The sequence below is a fragment of the Riemerella anatipestifer genome (assembly GCF_009670965.2).
GTDB classification, from domain to species: domain Bacteria; phylum Bacteroidota; class Bacteroidia; order Flavobacteriales; family Weeksellaceae; genus Riemerella; species Riemerella anatipestifer_B.
Genome location: NZ_CP073239.1, coordinates 1,246,379 through 1,264,871 on the forward strand (window position 1 = coordinate 1,246,379; position 18,493 = coordinate 1,264,871).

Genomic DNA, 18,493 nt, shown 5'->3' on the forward strand with positions numbered 1-18,493 from the left:
AGTTACATAAACCATAATGTTATGGGGTGAGTTGGCAAAGTATTTGTAAATTTTAAAAGTATGAAAAAGATATTATATTTAATGACTCTTGTAATTTCGGCAAGTTTGTGGTCGCAAATTACTAATATTAAGTCTGGAGAAACTTTGACTTATAGAATTCATTATGGAATATTAAACGCAGGCTATGCTACACTTAATATTAAGGAGACGACCTATAAAGGTGAACCTCATTATTATGTAAAAGGAACAGGTAAAACCACGGGAGCTGTAAGGGCTTTTTTCAAGGTAGAAGACCTTTATGAAAGTTATATCAATATTAGCACAGCATTACCCAGTTTCTATGTGCGAAATGTACAAGAAGGCAGTTACAGACAGCATTTAGAAACGGTTTTCAACCATTCCAACCAAACCCTTATTTTAACCGATAAGAAAACCCCATCTAATGGTTCTAAAACTCTAAAATCTGTTAAGGGTATACAAGATATGCTTTCTGCTTTCTACTATTTAAGGAGTAGAGATAATTCTGCATTAAAAGTAGGAACAAGCATAAAAATGAATGTATGGATTGATGATGAGATGTTCCCTTTCCAGTTGAGAATTGTGGGTGTAGAAACCAAAAGAACCAAATTTGGCAAGGTAGAATGTCTTAAAATTATCCCTTCAGTAATGAGTGGAAGGGTATTTAAAGACCAAGAAGGAGTAACAATGTGGGTAACAAACGATGCTAATCATATCCCCGTGGAACTAAAAGCGGAGCTTGCGGTAGGTTCTTTAAAAGCAAGTCTAGACGACTACAAAAACGTAAAGTATAATATCAATTTTAAATAATTGATAGGCTAAATTCATTTATAAAAGCAATGTCAGAGATTAAAAATAAAGTCGCAGAAAGCGGATTAGTTAATTTTGATTTATCTTCTTTAGTACCTAAAGGGAAAAGGTTAGGGATAGATTTGAAGCCATTTTTATTCCAAGAGTTGGTTCTCAAAGAAAAAGATTTCAGAGAAAAAGTGAAGGGGCTAGAGTTAGATTCATATAAAGATGCTTATGTTTACATCTATAACTCTGCGGAAGCCATTGTCCCTTTGTGGGCTTATTTTTTAATTGCATCTCAATTATCTGGAATTGCTAAGAAAGTAATTTATGGTGATAAAGATGAGTTAGAGCTACTCATTATGCATCAAGCTCTAAATGATTATGATTTTTCTAATCTAAAAGATAAAAGAGTTTTAGTAAAAGGTTGTACAGACGAAAACATTCCAGAAAACGCTTATATTGAGTTAGTTGAAAAATTAAAGCCAATTGTTAAATCTCTGATGTTCGGGGAAGCTTGCAGTAATGTACCTATATTTAAAAATTAGGAATGGTTTTTGATAGGTTACAAAACAACATAAAAATTTAAATTAAAATGAGTTTATTAGACCTTATCACAGGAAACCCAGGAACACAAGTAGCAGAAAAAGCAGAATCAAAGTTTGGAATTAGCAAAAGTCAAATTATGGCTTTATTGGTGGTAGCAACGCCACTAGTAATTTCTTACCTTAGAAATAAATCTAAAGATGAAAAAGAGGCAGAAGCACTCAATAATGCTTTAGAAAAAGACCATGATGGTAGTATATTAGATGATGTAAGTCAGGTAGAAAATAGACAAGAGGAAGGTAATAGCATTCTAAGTCACATTTTTGGAGATAAAAAATCAACTGTAGAGAATCAGCTTTCTCAAAACACAGGGATTTCTATGGATAAAATAGGACCTTTGATGGCGATGTTAGCTCCTGTTATTATGGGATATATAGGAAAACAAAAGAGAGAAAATAATGTAACTTCAGGAGGAGGACTTTCGGATTTGCTAGGAGGTATTTTAGGACAAGGTTCTCAGGAAGCACAACAAGGTGGTGGAGGTAATCCTCTTACAGATTTACTCGGAAGTGTTCTAGGTGGTGGACAATCACAACAGGGAGGCGGTAATCCGCTTAACGATATTTTAGGAAGTGTCTTAGGTGGAGGAGACAACAAACAACAAAGTGGAGGACTAGGTGGTCTATTAGGTGGATTGTTTGGTGGTAGCAAGTAACAAATACTAATAATTTGATTTTTACCAATCAATAATTGTGGTAATAAGATAAAAAAGTCGAAGTTTATACTTCGGCTTTTTACTTTTAAGTAAATGAGATTAGATAGGTATAAATCTAAAAATCCTTATATTTGCGATAAATAAAAAATTATGAGTAAACCGATTACTGAATTTATAGAAAAATACTATTTACACTTTAATGCTGCTGCATTAGTAGATGCTTCTAAAGGTTATGTAGCACACTTAAAAGATGGTGGTAAAATGATGATTACCTTGGCGGGAGCAATGTCTACCGCAGAAATGGGCAAGATTTTAGCAGAAATGATAAGACAAGATAAAGTTCAAATCATTTCTTGTACAGGAGCTAATTTAGAGGAGGATTTGATGAATCTGGTAGCTCATTCTCATTACGAGAGAGTGCCTAATTATAGAGATTTAACGCCTCAGCAAGAGTGGGATTTATTAGAGAGAGGTCTTAACCGTGTAACGGATACTTGTATTCCAGAAGAGGAGGCTTTTAGAAGACTTCAAAAACACATTGTAGAAATTTGGAAAGATGCAGAGGCTAAAGGAGAAAGATATTTCCCTCACGAGTATATGTATAAAATGCTACTATCTGGTGTGCTTGAGCAGTATTATGAAATCCCTAAAGAAAACTCATGGATGTTAGCGGCTGCGGAGAAAAATCTACCTATCGTTGTACCAGGTTGGGAAGATTCTACAATGGGGAACATCTTTGCTAGCTACTGTATCAAAGGAGAATTAAAACCTTCTACAATGAAGTCAGGGATAGAGTATATGACTTATCTAGCCGATTGGTACACTAAAAACTGCGGTGGTAAGGGAGTTGGTTTCTTCCAAATTGGAGGAGGTATTGCGGGAGATTTCCCTATCTGTGTGGTACCAATGCTCTATCAAGATATGGAAATGCACGATATTCCATTTTGGTCTTATTTCTGCCAAATATCAGATTCAACCACTTCTTACGGTTCATATTCTGGGGCTGTACCAAATGAGAAAATCACTTGGGGAAAATTAGATATAGATACACCTAAATTTATTGTAGAAAGTGATGCTACGATTTGTGCACCTCTAATGTTCCAATATGTGTTAGAAAATTCATAGGAAATAAAGTTGATATATAATTTTTGGAAGAGTTGGGTTTAATCTGTATAGATTGAACCCAATTTTTATAGAGGCGGTATCCTTTTTCTTTTTTGGGATTGAAGTTTGGTGTTGGGGAAAAGAGAAAGATATAGCCGAAAGCCCGACGGCGAGGTATTAGTTTTGGGTTTGGGGGAGCCGGTACGCCCCAGTTATTGTACAAAAAAATACCCCTTTACTCATCATGAATAAAGGGGTATTTTTATTAAAGAAATTTTATTATTTCAAATCAAAGCGGTCGGCGTTCATTACTTTTACCCAAGCTTTTACGAAGTCTTTTACAAACTTTTCTTTGTTGTCATCTTGGGCATAAACTTCTGCATAAGCCCTCAAAATAGAGTTAGAACCAAACACTAAATCTACACGAGTGGCAGTAAATTTGGTAACGCCTGTTTTTCTATCAACAATATTGTAAAGATTGCTTCCTGCCGGCTTCCAAGCATAATTCATATCCGTAAGATTTACGAAGAAATCGTTGGTTAATACGCCTACTTTGTCGGTAAACACACCGTGTTTTGTGCTACCATGGTTAGTACCTAATACACGCATACCACCTACTAAAGCTGTCATTTCTGGTGCGGTAAGCCCCATGAGTTGAGCTCGGTCTAGTAGCATTTCTTCTGGAGTTACGGCATATTCTTTTTTCACCCAGTTCCTGAAACCGTCATGTAGTGGTTCTAGTGGTTCAAAAGATTCCACATCGGTCATCTCTTGTGTAGCGTCTCCTCTTCCTGCATAGAATGGAACTTCTACTTCAACACCAGCTTCTTTTGCCGCTTGTTCTACAGCAGCACTTCCCCCTAGTACGATAAGGTCTGCTAAACTGATTTTTTTAGCTAAAGTTGATTGGAATTGTGTTAAAGCATCTAATACTTTATTTAATCTCTCTGGTTCGTTGCCTTCCCAGTTTCTTTGTGGTTCAAGGCGGATTCTTGCTCCGTTTGCACCTCCTCTAAAGTCTGAACCTCTGAAAGTTCTTGCAGAATCCCACGCCGTGTTGATAAGCTCGGTGCAAGTTAAACCTATTTGAAGGATTTTTTCTTTTAATTCTTTAACTTCCGCATCAGTAAGTGTATAATCTACCGTTGGGATTGGGTCTTGCCAAATTAAATCTTCCTGTGGTACATCTGCTCCTAAATAACGGCTCTTAGGTCCTAAATCTCTGTGGGTTAATTTGAACCATGCTCTTGCAAATACTTCTGAAAAATAAGCAGGGTCTTGGTGAAATCTTTCTGAAATTTTGCGGTATTCAGGGTCGATTTTAAGTGCCATATCCGCATCGGTCATCATTGGGTTTCTTTTTACGCTTGGGTTAGACGCATCTACAGGCATATCTTCCTCTGCGATATTGATAGGCTCCCATTGCCACGCTCCAGCTGGACTTTTTCTAAGTTCCCATTCGTATTTGAAAAGTAAATCAAAGAATCCATTATCCCATTTAGTTGGATGCGTTGTCCACGCTCCTTCAATACCACTGGTTACCACACTAGCTGCCTTTCCGTCCCAATGAGGATTGTTCCACCCTAAACCTTGTTCGTCTATATTAGCCCCTTCTGGACTTTCACCTAAAAGAGCCGCGTTTCCGTTTCCGTGGGCTTTTCCTACGGTGTGTCCTCCTGCTGTAAGTGCAACGGTTTCCTCATCGTTCATTGCCATACGCTTAAAAGTCGTACGCATATCTCTGGCTGTTTTTAATGGGTCTGGCTTGCCATCTACCCCCTCAGGGTTCACATAGATTAAGCCCATTTGTACAGCCGCTAATGGATTTTCTAAACTATCACGGTTTTCATCGGATTCGTATCTGTTTTCTGTAGCTGCTAACCATTCTTTTTCAGAGCCCCAATAAATGTCTTTCTCTGGGTGCCAAATGTCCTCTCTACCACCTGCAAAACCGAATGTCTTTAAGCCCATAGATTCGTAAGCCATATTTCCTGCTAAAATCATAAGGTCTGCCCAAGAAAGTTTGTTACCGTATTTCTTTTTGATAGGCCAAAGCAAACGGCGAGCTTTATCTAGATTGGCATTGTCTGGCCAAGAGTTAAGCGGGGCAAATCTTTGGTTTCCGTTGTTTCCGCCACCTCTACCGTCTGCAATTCTGTAAGTACCTGCGGCGTGCCACGCCATACGAATCATAAGTCCACCATAGTGTCCCCAGTCTGCAGGCCACCACTCTTGGCTTTCGGTCATTAGGTTTTTAAGGTCGGTTTTTACGGCTTCTAAATCTAATTTTTTAAATTCTTCGGCGTAATTGAAATCTTCTCCCAAAGGATTAGTTTTAGTATCGTGCTGATGTAGAATGTCTAAATTAAGTGCTTTTGGCCACCATTCCATTACAGAGTCTCCCATTTCGGTGTTTGCTCCGTGTGCTACGGGACATTTTCCTGTTGATTTTGGTTGTTCTTGTTGTCCATGTGGAAACGGACATTTTCCTGTGTTTTCCATATTTTTTTGTATTATTTTAATGAGTTATTGATGCAAAGGTAACGGAATAATTTAATTTATAAAAACAATTAAATTTATAACAATAATAGATTTTATAAATTAAACTATAACTTCTACAGTAATGCAAGAATTGAGCCTTTTATTTGGATTTAACTTTATTTTAATATTAAGTTTTCTTTTTTAAGTGCACCGCTATAAGGTCGCTATAAGCTCTCTATAAGCTAGGAGGGTGGTTTTGTTTTTAGATTTTGGGCTGGTTTATTTGTTATGCTTTTATTACCGACTAAAAAAAGGCAGACCTTTAAGGTCTGCCTTTTTGCTGGTAGGCTTTGTGTTTTTGCCCTGCTTTATAGTAGGGTTTCTTGCTCTACAAGGTTGGCTGGGGTGTCTGTGGCTCTGATGATGATTTTGTCCCCCGACAGCTCCTCATTGTTGGCTTTGGCAGTATATACCCAGTCTAGCCCCTGTGGTGTGGCGGTGCCTTCTTCTACCAAACTGCCGTCTTGATTGTAGATGTGTACGCTTACTTGCTCTACTTTGTAGTCATCATACACTTGTACTTTTATAAGGTCTCCTTTTTTGCCCGTGTAACTAGAAAGGTCTATTTTTTCTATTTTTGGGGCGTTTAGGAGGTCTGCTACGGCTATATTATAAGGGGTAATGCCGTCTTTCTTAGCCGCTTCTGTGGTGTAAGCCTCCTTTAAACTAGGGTCTAGTAGTGCGTTTTTGGCATATAGCACCGCTTTTTGGAACTTCTGCTGGTGCTCTAGCTGCTTGGTTGAGTTTCTGTCTGTTTTTTGAGGCACTTTAGACACTATGGTTTTGCCATTTCTTTGGCTAAAGATAATAAGGTCTCCCACCTTGCCACTAAGCCCGTGGGTAATAATGTTGTTTTTGCTTTCTGCCATAATTGTTTAGTTTTTTACAGGTTATACTTTAGTTTATTTATCTTATATATAAGGAAGGGGAGACCCTTTTGTTTTTTGAGCTAAGACCACTTAGTTGTCTTTAATGCAGCGGACGCTATACCCGTTTGTACGAAGTGCGTAGTAGGTCGTGCCGCTATTGTAGCTAATGAACCATAGGCGTCTTGCATTGCTTTCAGCGTAATGCTCGCTACTCCACAAGTAGCCGTCCCTGCCCTGATAGTAGGGCGAGCCAGCAACCCAATCGCGGACACCACTGGCAGGCAGGCGGAGCAACTGCTCGTTCCACATCACCGACGAAGAAGAGGAACTATTACCTAAATTTTGTCCTGTAATGGCATTATGTAAAGCCACCTGCTCCGCGTGAGTAGGAACGTGATAACCCACAGGACAAGGGTTGTTAGAACCATTCACCTGCCAAAGGTTATATGGTCCTGAACTATCTAAATTACTATTTACCCATGAAGTATCAAGACTATGGTAAGGAATAAACTTATTCGTCCCTGCGTTAGTCCAAGATGAGGATGTAGAACCCAAACCTGAGTATTTAGGTGTACCACTTGTAGCATCTGTCCAAGTGATGAGCTCGTGTCCGTCTGGGTTACGCTGCCATTGGAACAATGAACCGTACGCCCGCCAGTCTTTTTTAATCTGCTCGGTAGTCGGATTAGAAAGTGGTTCTGCGGTGGTGGTTTTTGTATAATCTAAAGCCCCAGCTTGACGCGTTGGGTTAAACCATTGAGAACCTACGCGAGCATACTCCGCCCCAAGGTTGTTATTGAGCCAAGTTTTTCCATCTGGTCCTTGGATAGGAAGATAGATAAACTGGTGTTCTTTTTCTGTAGTTGAACCATAACCCACACAGTCAAAAGTGGTCTTACCAAAACAACGGTCAGGAATACCGCCAATGCCTTTAAGCACTACACTATACTGCTGTCCGTTAAGCGTGTAAGGTATGGTGGCAATAATGTACTCTTGCCCTGGTGGTAACATTTTTACTAAATATTCTTGGTCGCTTCCACCAACGGTAATGGTCGCCTCTAAATTCCCATTAACGCCAAAGTTCCCTGCAGGAATCGTGAGCGTTAGGGTATTGGTATCATTACCTTCACCCAATGTGGTGGTTATGGTTTGAGAGGTTACGGCATTATAAGAACCACTCCCATTGGTATAAGGAATTTTTACAATGAGTTTATCTGTGGTATTGTTGATTTTACCTTGAACCTCTGTTTTTGGGGTCGTCCCATCATAAGTAAGCGAAACCACATACTCAGTTTTCGGTAAGGTAATGGTGGCAGAGCCTAGACCTACTTGGGTATATTGGTCAGCTTGTGCCCCGAGTTTGCTAAAATTAGCCGTCAAAGTGCCTGTTTCGGGCGTGCCACTCATGATGTAAGTTAATAATGCTGCCTGACCCGAAGCTAAATTAACGGTATTACTTCCAAAACAATTACCCCCAGTACCCGAAGGCAGTAGCGTCCAACTACAACCAGTAATGCTAATGCCGGCGTTGCCATTCTGAATACTTACCGCATCGGCAAATGAAGAATTAACGCTACTAAACGAATTGTTTTCTAACTTAAATTTGACTTTATTGGTAGCGGTAAGCGGAACACCACCCACATAAGAGCCCTCAAACCCTTGAGGGGTTACCGCTACGCTTTGGGATTTGCTACTCCCTACATCGGGCAAACATGCCCATTGGTGGACACCTCCCAAAATGCCTCTATAAATCTCAATGCACTCTTTGTCGGTATTGTAAATCATCGTGCCTTTTTTAGGGTTGGTAAAGGTAGAACGCTCGGTAGTGCTAAACTCTGGAAACAATACGCCCTGCGTATGACCACTTGGGAGTGTATTTAATTCTTTCTTAGAAATATCTAAAGTGGCTTGTGGCTCTTTGGTATTGATGCCCACTCTGCCGCTGTAATCTTGGGCGTTCAGCACTAAAGGCAGAAACACCACACATAATAAAATCTTTTTCATAAGGTTTAATATTTAAAGGGTTATAGATATTAGATATTAGAGGTTAGATATTGGGTATTAGAGGTTGGAGGTTCGGTTTAAGGATTGGTGAGGCTATACTAAGTTCTAAACTCTTATATCTCGCTTCTAGCCTTAAAAAAAATACCTCCCTCCTCTCAACACACACAAAAAAAACGAGGAGGAAGGCTAAGACAGAAAGGGCAAAATACCCCTCCTGTACGCTAGAAACCCCTAACCAAAACAACAAATTAAACTTATGAACTAAGGAGGCTTCTAGCAGGTATTTATGAAAACAAAACTTAGCGTATGCTAAACGCAAAATACCCCCAACCTGTGTTGGGGGAGTGCTATTTATCAACAATAAAAGTCTAAAGAATTTTCTAGATAATACGACGCATACCCACGAAACTATATGTGTGTGTGTGTGTTTACGAAATTATTTGAGATAGCCAAATAATCTTGTAACTTTTTTACACTTAGTTGTATGTTATTGGTATTGCGTATCATAAAACTGGAACAAACTTATAACCTTTTGTAGAAGTGTGCAAGTTTTTGAGATTTTTTTTGAATAAAAATCTTTTTTGATGAGGATTTTATTTTGTATCCTTGCGAGATAAAATAGAGAAACGATGTTGGGAATTGCAATAAAAAAAGTAAAAACTAATGAGGTTGAGGCTCTACAACAGATAAGTAAAACTACTTTCTATGAGACTTTTGCTACGGATAATACTCCAGAGAACATGCAAAAGTATTTAGATGAGGCTTTTTCTGTAAAGTGCCTTAGAGAGGAGTTGCTAGATGAGTTTTCGGAGTTTTATTTTGCTAGAGTTGATGAGGTGTTAGCGGGGTATCTTAAGCTTAATTTTGGTGTTTCGCAAACGGAGTTGAAAGACTCTAAAGCTATTGAGATAGAGCGTATCTATGTACTGAAAGCCTTCCAAGGTAAAAGGGTAGGGCAAGCCCTCTACGAACATACTCTCCAACTGGCTAGAGATAGAGGGGTAGATTATATTTGGTTAGGGGTATGGGAACAGAACTACAAAGCCATTCGTTTTTATGAGAAAAATGGCTTCGTGGCGTTTGACAAGCATCTGTTTGTATTGGGAGATGACCCTCAAACGGATATTATGATGAAGCTGAAATTATAAAAACTATAACCGCTGTCTTAAAATTTCGTAGCAACTCACTGCTACGGCATTGCTTAGGTTGAGGGAGTCTATTGTCCCTGCCATAGGCACAAGAATGTTTTCTGCCTTGCCTTTCCAAAAATCACTAATCCCAGAGTGCTCTGTCCCAAAAATTAAAGCGGTTTTGGTTTTAAAGTCTTTTTGGTGGATTAGCTGGGCGTCTTCGCTCATAAAGGTGGTGTAAACCTTAAAATGGTGTTTCTTTAAAAATGCTAAAGTACTCTGGTTATCCGCTTGAAAAATATTCATACCAAATAAACAACCTACACTAGACCTAATGACATTTGGGTTGTAAAAATCTACTTTAGGGTCGGTAACAATAAGGGCGTCTATGCCAAACGCTTCGCAGCTTCTAAGTATAGCCCCAAGGTTGCCCGGTTTTTCTATGCTTTCTACAATGATGACCGAAGCATTTTCGGACGGAATAAAATGGTCTAAGTGGTTTTGTGGTGTTTTGTAAACGCCGATAATCCCTTCGGTAGTACCTCTATAAGCGATTTTTTGGTATATCTTATCTGTAATGTAATAGGTTTTTGCATTGGTGGGTGGCTCTGCAGAGAAAATACTCTCACAGATGTAAAACTCTAGGGCTTCGTTGCCAAAAGTTAAGGCTCTCTGATTTTCCTGCACACCTTCTACAATGAAAACGCCTTGCTTTTTTCTAAACCTATTGTCGGTGGCTAATCGGTTGAGGTGTTTTATTTTGTCGTTCTGTAAACTTTCTATGATTGTTTTCATTTTTGGCTAGTCTTTTTCGCTGTCGTCTATCAGACCTTGTGCAAGGGTCTTTTTGGTTTTTACGCCTAACTCTTTTAGTTTTTCGGTTTGTTTCACAAGGTTATCTCTGCCCGAGGTAAGCTGTCCAAAGGCATCGTTATAGGCAGCTTTAGCGTTGTCTATATTTTTGCCAACCTTCTCTAGATTTTCTACAAATCCTACAAACTTATCGTAAAGTTTAGCCCCTCTCTCGGCGATAGCCATTGCGTTTTGGTTTTGATATTCTCGCTTCCAAAGGTCGGCAATCAGTTTTAGTGAAGTAATGAGGTTACTTGGGTTGAGGAGTAATATTCGCCTATCATAAGCAAAGCTCCAAAGGTTAGGGTCGGCTTGCATAGCGGCAATATAGGCAGGTTCGCTAGGGATAAACATCATTACGAAATCTAGTGATTTACCATAATCATCATAGGCTTTATGGGACAACTCTACAATGTGATTTTTAACCGAACTAAGGTGTTTGTTGAGGTTGATGTCGTAGAGGTCGGCATCGGTTTCGTCTATTAAATCGGTAAAGGCGGTAAGTGATACCTTAGAATCTATAATGACGGTACGCTGGTCAGGATATTTTACTACAGCATCGGGACGCATTTTCTTACCCGAAAACTCGGAATAAAGGGCTTTGTTGTCCTCATTTTTAAGCTCGTGTTCTAGGAAGTATTCTCTGTTTTTTACCAAGCCAGATTTCTCTAAGATACTCTCCAATATCATTTCGCCCCATCTGCCCTGTGTTTTAGCTTCGCCCTTTAAAGCACGGGTTAGTTTTTTGGCGTCTTCGGAAATTTGTTGGTTGAGTTCTGCCAACTCTTTTACCTTTGCTCCTAGAGAAAAGCGTTCTTTAGCCTCTTTATCATAGGTTTCGTGTACGGTGTTTTTGAGCTCCGTGATTTTCTCTTGGAAAGGTTTTAATATATGTCCTAAATTTTCTTTGTTAAGGGAAGTAAATTTTTCGGTTTTCTCCTCTAAAATTTTATTAGCAATGTTTTCAAACTGAAGTTTTGTGGCTTCTTGTAGCTCTTGTATTTCCTTTTTTTGACTGACTAATGATTGTTCTAGAGTTTCGTTTTTGGCGGAAAGTTCACTTATTTTAGCATAATAATGCTGATTTTTCTCCTGTAGTTGAGAGAGGTTAAGTGTTTGGGTTTGTAGTTGGGTTTTTAGTTCTTCTATTTGGCTATGTGCTGTTTCTAGCGTAGCTGAAGTTTTGGATAAAGAATCTTTAAGGCTTTCGTTTTCTGTGGTTTTTGCTTTATAGTGTTCTTTTTCCAAATTCAGGCTTTGTTCTAAATCTTTGGTCTTTGAAATCCAATTTTTAAGGTCGGTTTCATTGGCTATAAAATTACGATTGAGCTCGTCATAGGTTGCTCTAGAAATGGTGTTTGATTTACCAAAAAAGTAAACCATAAGCCCACCTATCACTCCTCCAAAAATAAAAATGATGAGAAAGTATAAAGTCATCTATTTAATCTAAATTTTATATAATTTGTACTACAAACGGTCTTTTCTGAAAGTTATATTCTAAGCACTTCTTTTGCGAGCTCTATCATTTTAGGCTCTCCTGTGTATTTGCCTCTTTCATCGGAAAGTTTTACTGTAGGAATCCAGTCGCCGTTAGGGGCTTGTACGCCTATGAGTTTCATCACGATGTTCATTGGTTTTAGACCTACATCGTTAGTAAGATTGGTGCCTATACCAAAAGAGATGCCTATGGTGCCGCGAGTTGCTTTGGTTATTTCTTCTACTTTTTCGAGATTTAAACCATCGGAGAAAATGATGTATTTAAAGTTAGGATTGATGCCAAAACTCTCGTAATGTTCTATGGTCTTTTTTGCAAATTCTATTGGGTCTCCGCTGTCGTGGCGAACACCGTCAAAAAGTTTAGCGAACTTCTTATCAAATTGGCGGAAGAAAACTTCGGTGGTATAAGTGTCCGAAAGAGCAACTCCTAAATCACCACGATAAACATCTACCCAATGTTCTAATGCGAGTTGATTTGCCATTTTGAAACCATATTCTGCGGCGTGGAACATAAACCATTCGTGGGCGTGGGTGCCGATAGGTTTTACACCATATTTCATAGCAAAATGAACATTAGAAGTTCCGATAAACTGCCCTTTTTCTTCCATAAGAGCCTCCATTACTAATTGGTGGACTTTGTAAGAGTGGCGTCTTCTGGTTCCAAATTCAGCAAAGGTAACACCTAGTTCGTTAAGTTTTTTAGACTTTTCTACGGTATTTTGCACAACGGTTTCGTTGGAATCTCGCTCCATTTTGTTCATTCGGTAATGGAGTTCAGAAATGAGTGCCAAAAGTGGAACTTCCCATAATATGGTGCGATACCAAAGCCCTTCTACACTTACTTTAATATCATTGCCTTCTTGTACGATTTTAACTTCGGAAGGGTCGTAATGATAGCCTTCTAAAAAGTCTAGGTAAGGTAAGGCTAAGTAAGGACAGGTTTCTTGTAAGTATAGTTTTTCTTCTTTGGTGAGTTTTAGCTCTGCCATAGAATCTACGGCTTTTCTTAATTCATCAGCAAAGCCTTCAGGGAAAAAATGTTTCCCACGGTTGATAAATTCGTATTTTACTCTAGCGGTAGGAAATAATTTCACTACGGCGTTTTGCATAGTTATTTTATAGAAATCGTTGTCTATAATAGACTTTAGACGCACTTCTGGCATAATACTTCTAGTTTATATGCAACAAAAATAGGGTTTTTTGTGAGAATGATGAAGTTATCATTTAATTATAATGGCGTTTAAAGCAAAAAACCATTTCTTAAGAAATGGTTTTGTATGAAAGATATGAAAAAAGAAAAAAGTTATCCTAGTAGAGCTTCAGCACTCATTTTGCCAAAATTGTTGGCGGCTAGTGGGCTATCGCCTGTTACTAATTTTCGGTCTGTGTAGCACGCTCCAGAAATATCCTCATTAAGAATTTCCATACCTAGAGCTTTTAGTTTTTCCCCATAGAACCAAGGCATTTCTCCTGGTACATAGCCAATAGCAGGTGTTTGTGTATCTATAATGTCAGGGAAAGATTTTATTTTGTAGCCTTTATACGGAAAATTTTCCGCAGATTCATTATGTGCTGCTGCTAATAGTGCTGCAGGACCATGGCAAATAGCAAGTACAAATTTCTCTTGTTGGTATGCCCAATGGATTGTCTTTTTTAAATCATCATTTGTTGGTAGTCCTAGCATAGCACCGTGTCCACCGGGTAAAAATACGGCTACATATTCAGTTTCGGAAGCCATATCTCCTTCTACAAAATCTTTTAAACTTTTAGGTGTTTCAAATTGGGTTTTATACTTTTCAAAAACACCTTTTACGGCTTCGTCTTCGGAAGGCATTGCCCACATTTCTAAAACAGCTGGAGCACCTGTAGGCGTAAAAATTTCCGCCTCAAAACCTGCCGCATCTAAATGTAACATTGGTACTAAGGTTTCTACAGGGTGGTTACCTGTTGAAAATTTCTTACCATTTTGCATGGTCATATATTTTTCTTCGGTACACACTACTAGTACCTTTTTGTTTCTATCGGTGTTGGCGTTAGGATATTGGGCAAAATCGTAGTCGGTTTTTGGAGCAACAAACATAGATAATGATAGGGGAGAAGGCTCGTAGCCTACACCATCAAATACAGGTTGATTACTTAATTCTTGTGACATCTTTTTAATTTTTAGTGTTTAACATTAATTTCTTGTGCAAAGATAGATGGATGCGCTTAGAGGTCTAAGGATATAAATCACAAAAAAAGTGTGAGGTAAATCACAAGAGTAATTTTTATAGTAGGCTCAAAAAGTATTTGCGAAGGGCAGAATAAATTGAACGAATAGTTCAATTTCGACTAACCTAAGTAGATGCTTGTCAGTTCAACACCTTAATCCCACCTTTTGCAAATACTATGTTATGTGCAGCTTTTCTTTAAATCAATTTTAATTTTACAATAATCCGTGTTTTGTCAAACCATCCGTCATTTGTTGTTTAAATACTTGCATTCTTCTATATGCAGTTAGTGACATTTTCATTTCATAGTTTATTCCTTTTTGAATTTCTGCGTGTAAGTGAATCGCATTTCTTAAAGCATAAATTTCTTTAAGCTCATCTCTAAGTTTTTCGTCAATAAGTCCAAGCGAATTAGCAACATCAGCTTTATGCTCAAATCTTATTTGCTTAATGTCTTTATATATTATATCTTCATAAGTCGTATAAATTTTTCTTCCTTGATGAGTCAGACCATCGAGTTCTTTACTAACGGATATGCGTTTACATGTTTTGGTTTCATAAAGTTTTAAAACCAAATGATTTGTCGGAAACAAGTCAAACAATACATAATGAATTATAGCTTCATAAATTGATGCATAATATATGATTTGAATTCTGATTTGAGCGTTTTTAAGCCACTCTTCAGCTTGCATACCTTCTAAAAACTTATAGATATATCTAATAGCTTTAAATTCTTCCGCTAATCTATTTGAAAGTGTTTTGTCTTTTATATAGTCAAAAAAATCTTCAAACCAATTTTCGTCTGGCAAGTGTTTATTTATATATTTTTCTACTTCATTCTTTGTTTCTGTCGTGAATGGCATATTGTCTGTTTAGTGTCGTTATTAAAGTTGCACATAACTATTCGCTTAAAGAAAGTCTACTAAGAGTCTCTCTAGAAACGCCTAGATAACTAGCGATGGTTTGTTTAGGTAGTTTTTGTACTAAATGAGGATATTGTTTTAAGAAATTTTGGTAGCGTTGTTTGGCAGATTGGGTCATAAGGGAAATGATGCGTTCTTGTAATGCAATGTATCCGAAATTAGTTTTGATTCTGAAAAATCTTTCCAATAGAGGAAACTTTTGGCAAAGAATATCCATATTTTGCTGAGTAATGGCAAGTACGCTACCGTTTTCTAAACATTCTATGGAAAGTTGTGTTTTTTGTTGCTTGTAAAATGCGGAAAAATCTCCAGTCCACCACCCACTAGAGGCAAACTGGAGAATATGTTCTTTACCATCTGTATCAAAGAAACTGGATTTGAAAATACCTGACGCCACCCAATAGATTTCATTAGAAGTTTGGTATTCTTGTACTAGGAATTGTTTTTTTCTGATATTTTTAACACTAAAATATTCCCAAATTTCATCAAACTCTTCCCCCGAAAGAAAGATGATTTCTCTGATATGATTTAAGAAGTTTTCCTTGTGTTCCAAATGGTTAGTCTTTGTATATGGTGTGCTTGTAAGCTAATAGTGTGTTTTTCATTAACATAGCTCTAGTCATAGGTCCTACTCCTCCTGGTACAGGCGTAATCCATGAAGCTTTTTCAGCACAGCTGTCGAAATCTACATCGCCTGCTAATTTATAGCCTTTTTCACTATCATCATCTACTCTCGTAATGCCCACATCTATCACGATAGCTCCTTTCTTTATCATATCTCCTTTTAAGAAATAAGGGTCGCCCAAAGCAGTAATTACAATATCTGCATTTTTAGTAAATTCTTCTATATGAGGAGTGTAAGAGTGGGTAAGTGTTACGGTAGAGTTTCCAGGAAAATCTTTTCTTCCCATTAGAATGCTCATAGGTCGTCCTACGATACGACTTCTACCAATAATAACGCAATGTTTTCCTTTGGTTTCTATTTGGTAGCGTTCTAGAAGGGTAAGAATTCCGAAAGGCGTTGCTGGTAAGAAGGTATCCATTTCCAGAGCCATTCTTCCAAAGTTTTCTGGGTGAAAACCATCTACATCTTTTCTTGGGTCTATCGCCATAATGATTTTCTCCTGATCCATTTGTTTCGGAAGTGGTAGCTGAACAATAAAACCGTCTACATCTGGGTTTTCATTGAGTTCTTTTATTTTTTCCAAAACTTCAGCCTCCGATGCTGTACTAGGAAATTTGTGCAAAGAAGACTGAAAGCCAACTTCTGCACAGTCTTTAATTTTAGAATTAACATAAGCCTTGCTTGCTCCATTGTTTCCTACTAATATAGCGGAAAGATGAGGCAAACGCTTTCCAGATGCTTTAATTTTCTCTACATCTGCTTTAATTTCTGCTTTGATTTCTTTGGATATTTTTAATCCGTCTAAAATTTGAGCCATTAGTATATACTTTTTATTAGATTTATTTGAATTGAAGATTATCGGTTGTCTTTAAAATAATTGATTAAACCATTGGTAGAACTGTCGTGAGACTGGGTAGCTTCTGATGATTTCAGTTCCTTTAAAATATTTCCTGCCAAAACTTTACCAAGTTCCACACCGAATTGGTCAAAACTAAAGATGTTCCAAATAACGCCCTGAACGAAAATTTTATGTTCGTACAAAGCAATTAGTTGTCCTAAAGAAAAAGGCGTAAGCTCTTTAAACAAGAAAGAATTGGTAGGAATATTTCCTAAGAATATTTTATGGTTAAGGAGTGCTTTAATTTCTTCCTTACTTTTCCCTTGTTGTTTTAGCTCTGCTTTAGCTTCTTCTTCTGTTTTACCGAAAGCAAGGGCTTCGGTTTGAGCAAAAAAGTTAGCTAAAAGTTTTTCCTGATGGTCGGCTACCTTATTGCAAGATTGAGCGTAAGCGATAAAATCAGATGGAATAAGCTCCGTACCTTGATGAATGAGCTGGTAGAAGGCATGTTGCCCGTTAGTACCTGGCTCTCCCCATATAATAGGACCAGTTTGGTACTCTACAAAATCTCCATTTCTGTCTACAGATTTTCCGTTACTTTCCATGTCGCCTTGTTGTAGATAAGCAGGAAAACGCTCTAGATACTGCGAATAAGGCAGTACAGCATAGCTGGTAGAAGCATAGAAGTTGCGATACCAAACGCCAAGTAATCCCATAATCACAGGGATATTATGTTCAAATTCAGTGTTTTTAAAGTGAGTGTCGGTGTCGTAAGCTCCTTTTAATAAAGCTTCAAAATTATCATAGCCAATGGATAGCGTAATGCTAAGACCAATAGCACTCCATAAAGAGTATCTACCACCAACCCAATTCCAAAATTCAAAAATGTTTTCTTCTGAAATGCCAAAACTTTTAACCGCTTCAATATTGGTAGATAATGCTACGAAATGTTTAGCCACCTCTTCTTCTGTTCCTGCTTTTAAGAACCATTCTTTTGCAGAAAGTGCGTTGGTCATCGTCTCTTGTGTAGTGAATGTTTTAGAAGCAATGATGAAAAGAGTAGTTTCGGGGTTGAGGTTTTTTAAAGTTTCAGCCAAATGATTTCCGTCCACATTAGAAACGAAGTGAACATTCAGTCTTGTTTTAAAATGCTTTAGAGCAGAACAAACCATTACAGGTCCAAGGTCTGAGCCTCCGATGCCAATATTTACTACATCAGTGATTTCTTTATCCGAAAACCCTTTGTGTTTCCCTAAAATTACAGCTTCTGAAAATTGTTTCATCTGCTGTAGTACTTTCTGTATTTTTGGTTTAATGTTTTCTCCATCTACTATTATTTCTCTGTCAGAAAAATCCCTCAAAGCAGTGTGAAGAACGGCTCTTTGTTCGGTTTCGTTGATTTTTTCTCCAGAAAACATACTCTCTATCGCTTCTTTGAGTTGGACCTCTTTAGCTAGATTGATGAGTAATTCCTTGGTTTTCTCATTAATGAGGTTTTTGGAATAGTCAAATAGAAAATTCTCTTTTTTGATAGAAAACTCATTAAATCTATTAGGATTGTTGAATAATTCTCGAAGGTCAAAGTCGTTTTGGTCAAAATGAGAAGTTAATTTTTGCCAAGAGGTAGTATGTGTGGGATTTATTTTAGGTAACATATCATGTCAATTTAATTCTTGCAAATTTAAGAAAATATAGATTGATTTGTCGCTTTTTTCTAAGGGTGTTGATGTAGAAAAAATAGCACTGTAAAAAATATTTTGTAAAGTATGCCGTGAGAATGTTTGGATTTTATTAAATTTGGGACTTTGTAAGTTTAGACATAAAAAGAT

General features: G+C 37.7%; 16 protein-coding genes. 5 read left to right on the plus strand and 11 right to left on the minus strand.

Annotation, left to right across the window (positions count from 1 at the left end; genetic code table 11):
• Positions 1-60 precede the first annotated feature (60 nt).
• The 4 genes from D1J36_RS05780 (at position 61) to D1J36_RS05795 (ending at position 3,196) form a co-directional block, all read left to right on the plus strand.
• The gene (locus D1J36_RS05780; protein ID WP_185147745.1) at positions 61-828 is read left to right on the plus strand and encodes a DUF3108 domain-containing protein; all 768 of its coding nucleotides are present in this window, start codon (positions 61-63) and stop codon (positions 826-828) included.
• A 29-nt stretch (positions 829-857) separates the two neighbouring features.
• Positions 858-1,358, plus strand: coding sequence for a DUF2480 family protein (locus tag D1J36_RS05785; RefSeq protein ID WP_154137569.1), 501 nt, complete (start codon positions 858-860; stop codon positions 1,356-1,358).
• Positions 1,359-1,405: 47 nt separating this feature from the next.
• Positions 1,406-2,071 (plus strand): DUF937 domain-containing protein, encoded by a 666-nt coding sequence (locus D1J36_RS05790; RefSeq protein WP_154137570.1) that lies wholly within the window; start codon positions 1,406-1,408, stop codon positions 2,069-2,071.
• A gap of 150 nt (positions 2,072-2,221) precedes the next feature.
• Entirely contained in the window at positions 2,222-3,196 is a 975-nt protein-coding gene (locus tag D1J36_RS05795) for a deoxyhypusine synthase family protein (RefSeq protein ID WP_153936931.1), read from the plus strand.
• 258 nt (positions 3,197-3,454) lie between these two features.
• Here the strand turns inward: D1J36_RS05795 and katG are convergent, their stop codons facing one another.
• The 3 genes from katG to D1J36_RS05810 form a co-directional block, all read right to left on the minus strand.
• A complete protein-coding gene (katG, locus tag D1J36_RS05800) occupies positions 3,455-5,677 on the minus strand; it encodes a catalase/peroxidase HPI (protein ID WP_154137571.1) in 2,223 nt (740 codons plus the stop codon).
• A 347-nt stretch (positions 5,678-6,024) separates the two neighbouring features.
• Positions 6,025-6,585 carry a hypothetical protein gene (locus D1J36_RS05805; RefSeq protein WP_154137572.1) on the minus strand — a complete coding sequence of 187 codons (561 nt, stop codon included), beginning with the start codon at positions 6,583-6,585 and terminating at the stop codon, positions 6,025-6,027.
• 90 nt (positions 6,586-6,675) lie between these two features.
• On the minus strand, positions 6,676-8,589 hold the full coding sequence (locus tag D1J36_RS05810; protein WP_154137573.1) for an FISUMP domain-containing protein: 1,914 nt from the start codon (positions 8,587-8,589) through the stop codon (positions 6,676-6,678).
• A 629-nt stretch (positions 8,590-9,218) separates the two neighbouring features.
• On the opposite strand from D1J36_RS05810, the gene D1J36_RS05815 reads away from it, so the two are divergent.
• Complete coding sequence (locus D1J36_RS05815; protein ID WP_154137574.1) at positions 9,219-9,737, plus strand: GNAT family N-acetyltransferase; 519 nt, start codon at positions 9,219-9,221, stop codon at positions 9,735-9,737.
• 3 nt (positions 9,738-9,740) lie between these two features.
• On the opposite strand, the gene D1J36_RS05820 is transcribed toward D1J36_RS05815, so the two are convergent.
• The 8 genes from D1J36_RS05820 to pgi form a co-directional block, all read right to left on the minus strand.
• Complete coding sequence (locus D1J36_RS05820; RefSeq protein WP_154137575.1) at positions 9,741-10,514, minus strand: TrmH family RNA methyltransferase; 774 nt, start codon at positions 10,512-10,514, stop codon at positions 9,741-9,743.
• A gap of 6 nt (positions 10,515-10,520) precedes the next feature.
• Complete coding sequence (rmuC, locus tag D1J36_RS05825) at positions 10,521-12,008, minus strand: DNA recombination protein RmuC (protein ID WP_154137576.1); 1,488 nt, start codon at positions 12,006-12,008, stop codon at positions 10,521-10,523.
• 53 nt (positions 12,009-12,061) lie between these two features.
• Entirely contained in the window at positions 12,062-13,231 is a 1,170-nt protein-coding gene (gene pncB, locus D1J36_RS05830; protein ID WP_052911578.1) for a nicotinate phosphoribosyltransferase, read from the minus strand.
• A 140-nt stretch (positions 13,232-13,371) separates the two neighbouring features.
• Positions 13,372-14,220 (minus strand): glyoxalase III HchA, encoded by an 849-nt coding sequence (hchA, locus tag D1J36_RS05835; protein ID WP_154137577.1) that lies wholly within the window; start codon positions 14,218-14,220, stop codon positions 13,372-13,374.
• A 273-nt stretch (positions 14,221-14,493) separates the two neighbouring features.
• A complete protein-coding gene (locus D1J36_RS05840; protein WP_154137578.1) occupies positions 14,494-15,141 on the minus strand; it encodes a hypothetical protein in 648 nt (215 codons plus the stop codon).
• A 37-nt stretch (positions 15,142-15,178) separates the two neighbouring features.
• On the minus strand, positions 15,179-15,754 hold the full coding sequence (locus tag D1J36_RS05845) for a Crp/Fnr family transcriptional regulator (protein WP_154137579.1): 576 nt from the start codon (positions 15,752-15,754) through the stop codon (positions 15,179-15,181).
• 4 nt (positions 15,755-15,758) lie between these two features.
• Positions 15,759-16,643 carry a bifunctional 5,10-methylenetetrahydrofolate dehydrogenase/5,10-methenyltetrahydrofolate cyclohydrolase gene (locus D1J36_RS05850; protein ID WP_014938066.1) on the minus strand — a complete coding sequence of 295 codons (885 nt, stop codon included), beginning with the start codon at positions 16,641-16,643 and terminating at the stop codon, positions 15,759-15,761.
• Between the two features lie 38 nt (positions 16,644-16,681).
• Positions 16,682-18,319: a glucose-6-phosphate isomerase gene (gene pgi, locus D1J36_RS05855; protein ID WP_154137580.1), complete on the minus strand. Its 1,638-nt coding sequence runs from the start codon at positions 18,317-18,319 to the stop codon at positions 16,682-16,684.
• Positions 18,320-18,493: the final 174 nt, after the last annotated feature.

What these genes read in the sequence shown, in the direction of transcription:
- D1J36_RS05780 (WP_185147745.1), top strand. Translation starts at nt 61, where the DNA reads ATGAAAAAGATATTATATTTAATGACTCTTGTAATTTCGGCAAGTTTG.
- D1J36_RS05785 (WP_154137569.1), top strand. Translation starts at nt 858, where the DNA reads ATGTCAGAGATTAAAAATAAAGTCGCAGAAAGCGGATTAGTTAATTTT.
- D1J36_RS05790 (WP_154137570.1), top strand. Translation starts at nt 1,406, where the DNA reads ATGAGTTTATTAGACCTTATCACAGGAAACCCAGGAACACAAGTAGCA.
- D1J36_RS05795 (WP_153936931.1), top strand. Translation starts at nt 2,222, where the DNA reads ATGAGTAAACCGATTACTGAATTTATAGAAAAATACTATTTACACTTT.
- katG (WP_154137571.1), bottom strand. Translation starts at nt 5,677, where the DNA reads ATGGAAAACACAGGAAAATGTCCGTTTCCACATGGACAACAAGAACAA.
- D1J36_RS05805 (WP_154137572.1), bottom strand. Translation starts at nt 6,585, where the DNA reads ATGGCAGAAAGCAAAAACAACATTATTACCCACGGGCTTAGTGGCAAG.
- D1J36_RS05810 (WP_154137573.1), bottom strand. Translation starts at nt 8,589, where the DNA reads ATGAAAAAGATTTTATTATGTGTGGTGTTTCTGCCTTTAGTGCTGAAC.
- D1J36_RS05815 (WP_154137574.1), top strand. Translation starts at nt 9,219, where the DNA reads ATGTTGGGAATTGCAATAAAAAAAGTAAAAACTAATGAGGTTGAGGCT.
- D1J36_RS05820 (WP_154137575.1), bottom strand. Translation starts at nt 10,514, where the DNA reads ATGAAAACAATCATAGAAAGTTTACAGAACGACAAAATAAAACACCTC.
- rmuC (WP_154137576.1), bottom strand. Translation starts at nt 12,008, where the DNA reads ATGACTTTATACTTTCTCATCATTTTTATTTTTGGAGGAGTGATAGGT.
- pncB (WP_052911578.1), bottom strand. Translation starts at nt 13,231, where the DNA reads ATGCCAGAAGTGCGTCTAAAGTCTATTATAGACAACGATTTCTATAAA.
- hchA (WP_154137577.1), bottom strand. Translation starts at nt 14,220, where the DNA reads ATGTCACAAGAATTAAGTAATCAACCTGTATTTGATGGTGTAGGCTAC.
- D1J36_RS05840 (WP_154137578.1), bottom strand. Translation starts at nt 15,141, where the DNA reads ATGCCATTCACGACAGAAACAAAGAATGAAGTAGAAAAATATATAAAT.
- D1J36_RS05850 (WP_014938066.1), bottom strand. Translation starts at nt 16,643, where the DNA reads ATGGCTCAAATTTTAGACGGATTAAAAATATCCAAAGAAATCAAAGCA.
- pgi (WP_154137580.1), bottom strand. Translation starts at nt 18,319, where the DNA reads ATGTTACCTAAAATAAATCCCACACATACTACCTCTTGGCAAAAATTA.